Source organism: Roseobacter sp. HKCCD6576-2 (assembly GCF_013179285.1).
Taxonomy (GTDB): Bacteria; Pseudomonadota; Alphaproteobacteria; order Rhodobacterales; family Rhodobacteraceae; genus Rhodophyticola; species Rhodophyticola oceani.
On sequence record NZ_WVNW01000013.1, the window covers coordinates 23677 to 35102 of the forward strand.

Genomic DNA, 11426 nt, shown 5'->3' on the forward strand with positions numbered 1-11426 from the left:
TGGAGGGCGCCCGGATGGGTGCGAATTCTGCCCGCCGGATCCGAGTTGCACCGGGTCTGGTTGTACGGTCGGCTCGCGGTTTTTGTCGAGAACGGCATGGCCTACGAACCGGCCAATCCCTATGGCTTACGCACACCAGAAAGCGGCCCCGATTGGGGCGGCTGGTAAGGACTGTCTGAGCGGTAGTATTCTGACGGGCGGACGTTAGTACGTCTCTCCGTGAAAGTGTTGCCCAGCGAGTTCCATGAAGAACGCCTATGGGCGCGAGAGCTGCGACTGGTATATAGCGCTCCTGGCCGCTGATCTGCTTAGGCTCTACGCTGGCTCGGTCTGACCAACGGTGGCCTGTCTAAATTCTGCGAACTGCGGCCTGAACGTACCGGACATACGGCCTACGAAGATAGCTAGTGCGAATGTCACCGCCTGGCAGAAAGGGCGACGGCTGCCCACCCCGTCACAGTTGGCGGGCATCGCTATGTCATCAGAATAGGTTAGTAGGTGCCCCATCGCGCGGATGATGTAGAGCGCAACTTCCTCAATATTGTCGACTGTGATCCTGTCAAATTCATAACTCAGCGCAAAGGCGACCGTGTCCAAGGCGTCGTTTAGGCGTTGATCATCTTCTAGCCCTGTCGCCACGTACATCGCTTTCAGCAAATCGTAAAAGTTGCTGAACGAGAATAGCCGGTTGGGGCGAAGCTCGTTGAACGCAGAGCGTTCCACGATAACTGCGTCTTCTGGACCTCGCCCGTGCTTCGCGAGGCCGAGGACAACAGAGGCTTCTTCGGGAGAAAACGGGAAATAGATCAGATCTTCGGCGTCCATCGTACACATCCTTATCGTTACCATTTTCATCAAAAATGCCGATAGATAAGCTAAATATCAGTTAAGGCGGTCTTGGTTTGGCCTAGGGGACGGGTCCACAATCTATTTTTGTGGCATGTGCGATGTTTAGCGATCCTTAGAGTCGGTCACCCAGAAGGATCTTGAACACAATGGAAGCGAACAAAGCCCTCGGCATATGTGTAAGGCCATGGCAGCTTGCCCTGTGCAGCGTCGCTATGTGCTGGCGGACGTTAACACCATGCTCCTGCCCGAGATATCGCCCACCGATCCGATCAGGCCGTCGGCCAGATCGACCAGGGGGCGGTTACCCTGACGGCCCAGAACCGACGGGCGGTAGCGCCGCTCAAACACCGTCGATAGGAGTTCGGCTAGCAAGATCATAGGATGTGCTCACTCTTTTTGTATGCGACCCGAAGGCCCAAGGGCCGCCGCCTTGGCAAAGCTGTGCGGCCTGCGATCAGGCATTCGGCACTGCCTCGCCCCGGCGTCTGATCAAGTGGTAGATCAGCAAGACAGAGATGATCCCCATGCTGGCGATATCGGTAGACAGGCGCTCATCGATCAGCATCAGACCAGCCACAACCGAGACGATGCGTTCCGGCCAGGAGCTCTTGCCGACCAGCGTGCCCGAGCTGCCCAACGCAAACATGATCACACCCAGTGCCGTGCTCGCCGTGGCATAGGCAATGTCGGTCCAGGCCCCCTGCATCAGCAATTCCGGCCGCAGCACCATGGCATAGGCGACGATGTATGTGGGCAAGGCCATAACCATGGCCAGGAACCCGGTCCGGAACGGATTGGACTTGGCGATGCCCGCCGCTGCGAAGGCAGTCAGCGCCACTGGCGGCGTGATGCCCGCGAAGTTCGAGAAGTAGAAGATGAACAAGTGCACGCCGAGTATGAACAGCCCGAGATCGCCAAGCGGCGCGGCGACTACCGATGCGGTAATTATATACGCCGCGACCCCCGGCGTGCCCATGCCCAACACGATGGTCACAACCATTGTGGCGAACATCGCTAGCAGGACCGACCAGTCGCCCAATCCCAGGATCAGCGAGGCGATCTCGACCCCCCAGCCGGTAATCAGCGTAACCCCAATGAGGATGCCCGACAGAGCGCAAGCCAGGCCGATGTCGACAGTCTGGGCAGCGAGGTCGCTCACCCTGTCGCGGCCGTTCTGGAGCGTATAGGCTGCCGCGTTGCTGGTCAGTCCGCCGATCAGCAGGATGGCACTAGCCTCCAACACCGCGCGTTCCAGCGGGTACATGCTCACGATCTGGTAGACGAGCCAGCCCAGTCCCGCGATCACCGGCCAATAGCGCAGACACAGCTTCAAGACTGGTTCGGTCAGCGGTTGTTCAATGATCTCGACATCCATACGCTTGGTCAGCCCGTAAGTATAGGCGCCCAGCGCAATATAATAGAGAACGGCCGGCAGGATCGCGGCGAGAATGACCTGGCTGTACGGCGTGCCGGTCAACTCGGCCATGATGAGCGCCCCGGCGCCCATGATTGGTGGGGTCAGCGCTCCGGCGGTGCTCGACACCGACTCAATGGCCGCAGCCTGGGTGCGGGAATAGCCCGCCCGCAGGATCCAGGGGATGGTAAACTGCCCCGTCACCATTACATTGGCCATGTTGCTGCCCGACAGCGTCCCGAACAGGGCCGATGTGATCACCGACATATAGGCTGGACCACCGCGCAGCTTGCCAGCGATTGACATGGCAAGTTCGATGAAGAATTTCTGCCCTCCCGCCAGCAACAGGCACTGACCGAAGACGAGAAACAGGAATATCCAGCGCATCGCCACCTGGGTCGGCTCAGAGAAGATGCCGAGCTCGGTCTGGAAGATGGCGCCGACGACCCTGCGCAACGACAGTTCCGGTGCGATCTGGAAGGCCGACGGCAGAACCAGCGCGGAAAGCGCGATGGCGATGGCGATCAGCGCCAGCACCGGCAGGATCCAACCCACCACTCGGCGCCCGGCTTCGATCAGGAGCGCAATGAACAGGACACCAATCAAGATATCGGTCGACATCGGCACACTGCCGCGCCGGACAAAGCCGATGAAGTCCTGAAGGATATAGATGAGGGGGACGATCGAGAACAGACAGAGCCCGATATCGGCCGGGTGGATGCGCCCGCCAACGGCCGCCCCGCGCCATCCGGCGTTGCGCAGGAACGTCAGGATCAGGATGCCGGTGAGAAAGAACAGGCCGTGCAGGTATGGGCTGATCGGGGCCAGATACAGAAAGTAGAGCTGCGCCAAGAGCATCGCGGTTGCGATGGTTTGGTAGATCGCCAAGGACCATCCTTCGAGCGAGCGCGTATACATATGCCCCTACCTACTTTGTCTTCGGTGACGTCCCGACGCGGCGGGCGCCCGGCTTAATCAATCGCGCCGATTTCGCGGAAATAGCGTTCGGCGCCCGGGTGCATCGGCAGAAGATCGGCCTGCATACGCACCAGATCCTCGTTCAGGCGCGCTTGCGACGGGTGCCGGTCAAGCAGCTCGTCCCGGTTCTCCCAAACAACGCGGGTGATCTGGTAGACGAGTTCTTCGTCGATCTCCTCGTTGACCCAGAAATGGGTGCCGCCGCCGACCCAGAGCGCTTCGGTCTCGATCCCGTCATAGAGCGTCGGATCGAGATAGCCGAAGTGGAAATAAGGGTGCTCATCGACCACCTTGGCCATGTCCTCCTCGGCGAAGGAGACAAAGCGCAGCCCGCGCGTGGCGAGTTGCTCGACAATGGCACCGGCAGGATGGGCGGTGCCCCAAATCACCGCATCGACCGACCCTGCAGCCAGCGACCCAAAGGCCTGCGCGGGCGCCGAGCGCTGGACGCGCGCGAAATCGTCGTCACTCAGCCCCATCGCCGAGAGGGCCTGGCTCGCGGTCGCCTCGGCGCCCGAGCCGATTGGCCCCATCGCGATCCGCTGGCCGAGGAGGTCGCGGAAGGTCTGGACGTCGCTGTCAACGGGCACCATCGTGCCAATCTCCCAGGTGTAACTAGGCATCAACCCCAGAAGCCCGGGAAACGGCTCGGCGCCTTCGGCGGCGAACTGCCCTTTGTGGATCGAGTAGGCGCCCAGTGTGTTGCCATTGGCCATCTCAACTTCGCCGACCTGCATAAGGCGGGCGTTCTCGACCCCGCCTCGGGTGACAGTCATATCGATCACCACGCCCGGTAACTCGCGTTCGATGATTGCTTTCAGCCCGGCGGTGATCGGGTAGATCGCATGCACCGGCTGCGAGGCGGCCATGCGCAGAACCGCCTCATCGCCCGTTTCCCAGGCATGGGCTGGTCCCAACAGTCCCCATACGCCGACGAGCGCTACGAGCGTCCCTCTGAACTTGTGTGACATCTGACTGTACTCCCTTTCACGTGTCTTGGTCTTGGTAATTGGTGAATCGGTACGCATAGCTAGGCGGTGGCGTGGCGCGCCAGGCGGTCCCGGAAACTGGGCAACCAGCCGCCGCGAGCGATGATGCTCAGTGCGATCTCGGGCAATGGATCGAAACGGGTCTCAATGTCTTGGGTCACGTTGCGGAACGCCCCGGTCCGGAAATCCACCTCCAGTTGGTCACCCTGCGCCACCATCTGGGTGATCCCCGGCGCCCTGGGCAGAAACGGCAGTGCGGCGTTGACCGCACAGCGGTAGGCACCGCTGGCGATGCTTTCGCAGATCAGCCCGCTTCCGGCGCCCTGAAGGCCGATCAGCCCCTGAATATGCGGGTTTCCGTGGGCGAACCGGCGGCCCGTAACGATCAGATCACCGGGCTGGATGCGCTCCGCCAGAGTACTGTCGATCCCGGCGAAGATATGCTGCCGCAGGACTTGCGGGTCGGTCTCGCGTGCTAACGCGAAATGCAGCGCCATCAAATCGCCGTCCAGGGCAACGTTGTCGCCAAAGACCCAGGCCCGCCCCGCAAAGTGCATCGGGTCAGACATGGGTCAGATCCTCGTCCGCTGTCGTTGGCGCGTGGCGGCGGGGATCGGCGATCATGCCCTCCAGCGCAGAGGCAGCCACGGTGGCCGGGCTGGCCAGGTAGAGGGAGGCGTCATGCGCGCCCAGACGGCCAGGATCATTCCGCGTGCCAGTGCCGATCGAGACCTCACCCGAAGTGACGCCGCCGATCCGACCGCCTGCGCAAACCCCGCAACCCGGTGCGGTAACAATGCCGCCCGCGGCCGAGATGACATCGAACGCCCCCTCCGCAGCGGCCTGGCGGGCGACCTCGTTGGTCGCCGGGGTTACGAAGAGCCGGACCCGCGGATCAATCTCGCGGCCTCGCAGGATACGGGCGGCCTCGCGCATGTCCTCAAGCATCCCGGAAGCGCAGGACCCGATATAGGCGTGATCGATCGGCATGCCTACAACTTCGCTCACTCCCACCACGTTGTCGGGCCGTGGCGGCTTCGCTACCTGCGGCTCCAGAAGGGCCAGGTTCCAGTCGAACACTGCCTTGAACATGGCATCCTCATCCGACGCCACCAGCTCCAGCGGGCCATCGACTCTGTCCTTTAGATATTCGAGAACGATCTGGTCAGGCGTGACGATGGACGAACGGGCGCCGAGTTCGGTCGGCGTATTGCATAGGGTATAGCGTCCGTCGACGCCGATGCTCGCCAGTCCGGGCCCGGCGAACTCGATCACCGCATCGTCGACAAGTTCGTCGTCTAGCACAGAGATCAGATGCTGAGCGAAATCGCGGATCGTTGTGCCCGGCGCAAGTGCTCCAGTCAGGTTGATGCGCACCGTCTCGGGCACGCTCATCCAGACCGATCCCAGTGCCGCAAGTTCTGACACCTCGGTCAGGACCGCTACGCCCAGCGCGCCCACTGCGCCGAAGTTGGTCACATGTGTGTCGTAGCCCGCCATGAACATGCCTGGGCGGATGTAGCCGAGTTCGACCGGAAAGACATGGCCCTGCCCACCACGCCCAACGTCGAAGAAATGGCCAACCTCGAACCGGCGGGCGATCTCGCGCACCTGCCTCTGTCGCTCACTGGCCCGCGGCGACGCGGCGACCGGCTCGTGATCTGTGACGATCATCATCCGCTGCGGATTGTACAGCTTGCCCACGCCGACCTCATCAAGCGCCTTGGCCATATTCGCGGCATACCAGTCGTGGACCGAAACGAGCTCGGGTTCAGGCATGATGATCTGTCCGACGGCGACCGGAGCACCGACAGCCTTGGAAAGGATCTTCTGGGTGAGTGTCATGCCCATGAATGCGTCAGTCATGCTTACTTAGTGAGAGGGGGTGAGTCCGCGCCGAGCAGGGCGGCGAGCCGCACCTGGCTTTGTCGGAGCGACTCGATCACCCGTGCCTCATGCGTCGGGTTGAAGATGGTCTCGGGCACCGAGACAGACAGGCCGGCAACCGGCGCGCCGTCGGCGTCTAGCACCGCGATCCCGATCGCGATGATGCCGTCGACCAGTTCGCGGCGACTGTAGCCGATCCCGCTGCGGGCGATTTCGTCTAGTTCGACGCGCAGCGCTTCGACATCTGTCAGTGTGTGCGACGTCAGCGCCGTCAGCGAGGTGCGCCCGAGATATGCCTCCACCGCGTCGGGCCCCGCAGCGGCCAGAACCGCCTTGCCGCTGGCCGAGGCGTAGACTGGCCCACGTTCACCCAGTTGCATGGAGTGCTGCAGGGTCTGAACCACATCCTGTTTGCAAACCACCAGCATGTCGTCATCGCTGCGCACAGTCAGAGCACAGCTGTTACCGAGCTCAGCAGCGATGGCAGCCAATAGCGGCTGGGCAATGCGGACGATATCGATTCGCCCCAGATAGCTGCGCGCCAGACCCACGACACGGGGGCCCAGCAGAAAGCGGCGGCGTTCGCGATCATGTTCGACATAGCCGCTGCTCGAGAGTTCGGTCATCAACCCGGTCAGACTGCTCTTGGGTATGCTGAGGCGATTGGCGATCTCGGCATGCGTTAGGCCATCGGCTTCCTTTGCCAACAACTCAAGGAGCTGAAGCACGCGATCCGCGGACTTGACCACCTTATAAATCTCCCATTCTATATTGTTCACATTCGTGAACTTAGTCTTTACTCTTGAACACTCGAGATGTTTACGTAATGCTCAGGGCCTGTCAAGATCTTGGACAACAATGCCGTGGATCAATATTAAATGAGCAATATCAAAGCTCTAAGAGATATTCTTGAGAGTGGGACCTGCCATTTCGGTCCGGGAGCCTTCGACGGGTTGTCGGCTCGGATCGCCGATGCGGCAGGGTTTTCCTTTGTTCATGCCAGCGGCGGGGCAATCGCCCGCTCAATCGGCTATCCCGACGTTGGCCTCATCACGATGACCGAGATGCAGGTGCGCCTGGCCGAGATTGCCGAGGCAGTGAACCGGCCTGTAATCGCCGATGCCGACACGGGCTATGGCAATGCCCATAATGCGGCGCGCTGTGCCCGCGCCTATCAAGCTGCAGGCGCCGTGGCGCTGCATATCGAAGATCAGGACTTCCCGAAGAAATGCGGGCACTATGCGGATATCTCACTGATCCCGACCGAAGAGATGGCGGCCAAGGTCGCCGCCATGAAAGATGCCGTCGGGGATGGGATGTTGGTTATCGCGCGCACCGATGCCGTGATGACTGAGGGGTTAGAACCGGCGCTAGAGCGCATGCATCGTTATCTCGAGGCCGGAGCCGATGTCGCTTTTGTCGAAGGGATCAGCGATCTCGCAACACTTCGCCGAATCAACGATCTGCCGGCACCCAAGCTGATCAACCTGGCCGGAGCCAGTCGCGAAAAACTTGCAACGCCCGAAGAGCTGTCCGCCTGCGGTGTGGTGCTGGCTCTCTACCCCGGCGAGTTCCAGCGCGCCGCAATCTTCGCCATGGAAGAGGTGGCCCGGACGCTGCTGCAAACCGGCTCAAGCCGCTCCGTGGCCGACCGCTTGGCGACCCCTGCGCGGCGAGACGCGCTCGTCGCCACCCGGCGATACCTGTCCTAATGAGCGACCCAAGACCTCCCGGCGCCGTCGCCCATCTGCAGGCACTTGAGACCGGTGTGGGCACCGCCGAGGACTATGCCCGCGACTGCCGCGAATGCTGCGCGCTCTGGGAGCCGGTGCTGCGGGCCTGGACGGTTCTGGACCCGGATTGTTGGCGACCAGCTCTGCCGGGTGGCGACCAGGGACCCTTGTATGGCCTTCCCGTCGGTGTGAAGGACCTTATCGATACGGTGGATGCACCCACCGCCTATGGGTCGCCGATCTATTGCGGTCACCGACCCCAGCGTGACGCCTGGATCGTCACGCGCCTCAAGTCTCTGGGCGCGGCCCTGCCGGGCAAGACCGTGACCACCGAGTTTGCCTGCTTCCCGCCGGGCCCGACGCGCAACCCGCACGACCCCGCCCTCAGCCCCGGGGGATCGTCCAGCGGCTCCGCTGCCGCCGTCGCTGCCGGTATGGTGCCCCTCGCCCTGGGGACGCAGACGGCGGGCTCGATCATCCGTCCGGCCGCCTATTGCGGCATCTTCGGGTTCAAGCCGACTCATGGCAAGCTGCCGATGACCGGGATCAAACCGCTCTCCCCGAGTCTCGACACGTTGGGCGTCTTCGCCCGCACGTTGGCCGACATCGCGTTTCTGACCGAGCATCTCGTGCCATCGCAGCGGGCTTCCTCTCGGCTGCCCAACCGGCCCCGCATCGCCGTCTGCCCACCATTATCCGTCGCTGACGGCGACCCTGACCCTGCTCGCGACCGCAGGCGTATCGCCGCCGCGCTTGCTAGTGCCAGGTGTATCGTCGAGACGCTCGACGCTCAGGTGGAAGTCGAGGCGCTTTCACAGGCGCAGGAGACTGTTATGGCGGTCGAGGCCGCCTCCTCCCTCGCCGCTGAGGCGGACGTCCATTGGCTGGATCTGGCGCCCGCCGTACGCCTACTGATCGAGCAAGGCCGCGCCGCCGGACCCCAAGCCTTGGACCCAGCACTGCGGGCTATCGCCGCCGCGCGTCGGAAAATACTGGGCCGGTCGGACTGGGACATCGTACTGACCCAAAGCGTGGTCGACCGCCCGCCACCCGCCACCAAGGGCACTGGCGATCCGGTCGCCTGCCGAGCCTGGACCGCCGCGGGGTTCCCTGCCCTGTCGATTCCCATCGACCGGGGCGCTGGGCTGCCCGGGTCGGTGCAAATGATCGGGCGCCCCGGCGGTGACCGGACGCTGCTCAACCTCGCCGACAAGCTCATCGACGCCTGCTCCGAGACCGGATTGGGCCACGCACCAGCGCCGCCGCCGCCAAGCTAAGCCGCGTCCCGGGGTCACCGGAGACACCAACGGGTAGTCGCCAACCGCACGCGACTGGTGAACCAGGTCCGTGGCCTTCTCGGAGAACACGGCGTCGTGGTGGCTCGAGGCATCACCCACATCCGGCGCACTCTTGGCGAGATTGCGGACGATCAGTCGGGAAACTTCGGGGAGCTCCTTGTCGAGATTTTCCGCGACATGCGCGAGGAACTGGCCGAATTGGACACACGTCTCGCGGGTTACAATCGTCGGATCAAGAACCTCTTTCGTTCGAATGAGATGTGCCAGCGTATCGGACAGATCGAAGGCATTGGTCCGATTACGGAAACGGCATTGGTTGCCGCGATTGGCGATCGCTCATGCTTCAAGAACCGTCGTCAGTTTGCCGCCCCGGCTGGGCCTGGTTCCAAAGCAATGATCAAGCGACGGAAAGGCTCGATTGTTCAACACCAGCAAGCGAGGTGACCGATATTTGCGAACGATGCTGATCCATCGAGCGCAAGCTGTTCTGGTTCGCTCGGCCGACAAAACCGACACCCGTAGCAAATGGATAAATCGGATGCGAGAAAGACGTCATCCGAACGTCGTCGCGGTTGCTTTGGCCAACAAGAACGCACAGATCGCCTGGTCACTTCTGGTACGAGATCACTCCCGGTCAGGCGTCCGACTACACCAGCTTTAATCTGATCATGGCTGACAACCGACCCAAACCTAGTGTCCTGCTGGCGGATCGGGGCTATGATGCTGACAGCAGTCGCAAATCCATGAAAGAGCGTGACGCTCTGTCGGCCATCCCGATGCAGAAATCTCGCAAGATGCGCGTTGGTGTGGATCGGCCGCTCTATCGCCTGCAAAACCTGGTCGAGCGCTGCTTCAATAAGCTCAAGAACGCACTTCGCGTCGCCACCCGCTACGACAAGACCGCCGAGAGCTTTCTCGCCTTCATAGACATCACATCCACCCGCCTATGGATGGGCCCTTTGTCAACATGACCTAGCGAAACACACAAGCCGCGCCAAGGGGCGCGGCTTGTCACGTGAGATCACCAATCCTTGATCAGAATCTGAGTGCCGCCCTGAGAACAAGTGCATCAAACCCAACATCGTCAACAGCACCTGCTTCACCCGCTGCACGCCGCGCGAGGTACTCCATCCCGAAGACGATGTTGTTTTCGAGGTCGTAATCAGCACCAACGCCTAAATTAAACCCGTTTGCCCGAGCTTCCGCTGCATAGATGCGCGAGACGCCTGCTACACCATAAAACAAGATGTTGTTGAACGCGTAGCCGACACGACCTTTCATATCAAAGGCATCAAAGTCCAAAGAGAACTCTTCTCCATCAATCCCTAATCTGGTATCAGGGACTATTAAAAAGGCAAATTCGCCACCAAAAACGAAGTCGTCATCTTGCGCATTGTAACCGGCGAACGCACTAAAAGTAGTGCCCGAGTCAGGTTGATAGTTTGCGAAACCGCCATCCTCTTCAACTGACAGCTCATTTGTAATGCTGGAGCCAACTAAAAGTCCGGTATATGCACCGCTCCAATCAGCAAGCGCGTGCGTTGGGACGGCGGTCGCGAGGACCAAAAAAACAGCTTTTGCGCAATAAATCATCGTTTGTTCTCCCGAAGTGCGATGGGGTAAGTGACGGCGGGGTATCATTCTCACAAAGATGAATTCGTCTGCGATTTCGCTAACGCGACATACCATTCAAATTGGTGAGTTATCAGTGTTGATCTCGCTCGCATCCTGAAGGCGCTGGTGATTAAGTGAAAAATTAGTTCTTTTTTCAGCTAGCGCTTTCGGAACTTTATTACTTGAAACTTTATTGCTCCATTATGCGCGCATGCGTCCAATCGACTCGTCCGTCATCAGAAATAATCCCTGCTCGCTCTACTCGAAAATATTAATAGCCTATACCTGGATAGACACAGGCTATGATGCGATCTGCGCCTATCAAACAATCATTTGGTCAACACAGCCTAGGTCATGTTGACAAAGGGCGCAGCCAGAGACGGATGGATGCGATGTCGACGAAGCCCAAGAAGCTTTCGGCAGTTTTGTCGTAGCGGGTCGCAACTCGGCGGGCATTCTTCAGCTTGTTGAAGCATCGCTCGACCAGGTTTCGTAGACGATACAGTGGGCGATCCACTCCAACTCGCCTTTTCTGCGACTTCCGCACTGGGATCACCGGTTGGATGTATCGGCTGCGCATATCTTCACGAATGCTGTCAGCATCGTAGCTCGTGTCAGCGAGTAATACGAAATGTTCCGGCAGGTTGTCGTCCATGACCAGGTC

Annotated in this window: 13 protein-coding genes and 1 pseudogene; 5 read left to right on the plus strand and 9 right to left on the minus strand. The window is 60.7% G+C overall.

What is annotated here, in order from left to right; all coding sequences use genetic code 11:
* Nucleotides 1-18: 18 nt before the first annotated feature.
* Nucleotides 19-168: a hypothetical protein gene (locus tag GTF44_RS19740; protein ID WP_171562933.1), complete on the plus strand. Its 150-nt coding sequence runs from the start codon at nt 19-21 to the stop codon at nt 166-168.
* A gap of 147 nt (nt 169-315) precedes the next feature.
* Here GTF44_RS19740 and GTF44_RS19745 read toward each other — a convergent pair whose 3' ends face one another.
* The 7 genes from GTF44_RS19745 to GTF44_RS22645 form a co-directional block, all read right to left on the minus strand.
* Nucleotides 316-825, minus strand: a complete 510-nt coding sequence (locus GTF44_RS19745) for a hypothetical protein (protein ID WP_171562936.1) — start codon at nt 823-825, stop codon at nt 316-318.
* 234 nt (nt 826-1059) lie between these two features.
* A complete protein-coding gene (locus GTF44_RS19750; protein ID WP_171562939.1) occupies nt 1060-1227 on the minus strand; it encodes a hypothetical protein in 168 nt (55 codons plus the stop codon).
* 76 nt (nt 1228-1303) lie between these two features.
* On the minus strand, nt 1304-3181 hold the full coding sequence (locus GTF44_RS19755) for a TRAP transporter fused permease subunit (RefSeq protein WP_171562942.1): 1878 nt from the start codon (nt 3179-3181) through the stop codon (nt 1304-1306).
* Nucleotides 3182-3234: 53 nt separating this feature from the next.
* Nucleotides 3235-4212, minus strand: a complete 978-nt coding sequence (locus GTF44_RS19760) for a TAXI family TRAP transporter solute-binding subunit (protein ID WP_171562944.1) — start codon at nt 4210-4212, stop codon at nt 3235-3237.
* Between the two features lie 59 nt (nt 4213-4271).
* On the minus strand, nt 4272-4799 hold the full coding sequence (locus GTF44_RS19765) for a 3-isopropylmalate dehydratase (RefSeq protein WP_253261368.1): 528 nt from the start codon (nt 4797-4799) through the stop codon (nt 4272-4274).
* The gene (locus GTF44_RS19770) at nt 4792-6096 is read right to left on the minus strand and encodes an aconitase family protein (RefSeq protein ID WP_171562946.1); all 1305 of its coding nucleotides are present in this window, start codon (nt 6094-6096) and stop codon (nt 4792-4794) included. Before GTF44_RS19770 ends, GTF44_RS19765 begins: the two co-directional genes overlap by 8 nt.
* A gap of 2 nt (nt 6097-6098) precedes the next feature.
* Nucleotides 6099-6866, minus strand: a complete 768-nt coding sequence (locus tag GTF44_RS22645) for an IclR family transcriptional regulator (protein WP_171562948.1) — start codon at nt 6864-6866, stop codon at nt 6099-6101.
* Nucleotides 6867-6995: 129 nt separating this feature from the next.
* On the opposite strand from GTF44_RS22645, the gene GTF44_RS19780 reads away from it, so the two are divergent.
* The 4 genes and pseudogenes from GTF44_RS19780 to GTF44_RS19795 all read left to right on the plus strand — a co-directional run.
* A complete protein-coding gene (locus GTF44_RS19780; protein ID WP_171562952.1) occupies nt 6996-7829 on the plus strand; it encodes an oxaloacetate decarboxylase in 834 nt (277 codons plus the stop codon).
* Nucleotides 7829-9127: an amidase gene (locus GTF44_RS19785; RefSeq protein WP_171562954.1), complete on the plus strand. Its 1299-nt coding sequence runs from the start codon at nt 7829-7831 to the stop codon at nt 9125-9127. Before GTF44_RS19780 ends, GTF44_RS19785 begins: the two co-directional genes overlap by 1 nt.
* Before the next feature lie 57 nt (nt 9128-9184).
* On the plus strand, nt 9185-9592 hold the full coding sequence (locus GTF44_RS22650; protein ID WP_171562956.1) for a transposase: 408 nt from the start codon (nt 9185-9187) through the stop codon (nt 9590-9592).
* Nucleotides 9593-9768: 176 nt separating this feature from the next.
* A pseudogene (locus GTF44_RS19795) lies at nt 9769-10119 on the plus strand (transposase); the annotation flags it as partial.
* 64 nt (nt 10120-10183) lie between these two features.
* Here the strand turns inward: GTF44_RS19795 and GTF44_RS19800 are convergent.
* Together GTF44_RS19800 and GTF44_RS19805 are read right to left on the minus strand one after the other, a co-directional pair.
* Nucleotides 10184-10741 (minus strand): outer membrane protein, encoded by a 558-nt coding sequence (locus tag GTF44_RS19800; protein WP_171562958.1) that lies wholly within the window; start codon nt 10739-10741, stop codon nt 10184-10186.
* Nucleotides 10742-11114: 373 nt separating this feature from the next.
* Nucleotides 11115-11426, minus strand: a 312-nt coding sequence (locus tag GTF44_RS19805) for a transposase (RefSeq protein WP_171562960.1), incomplete at its 5' end; no start/stop codon positions are given.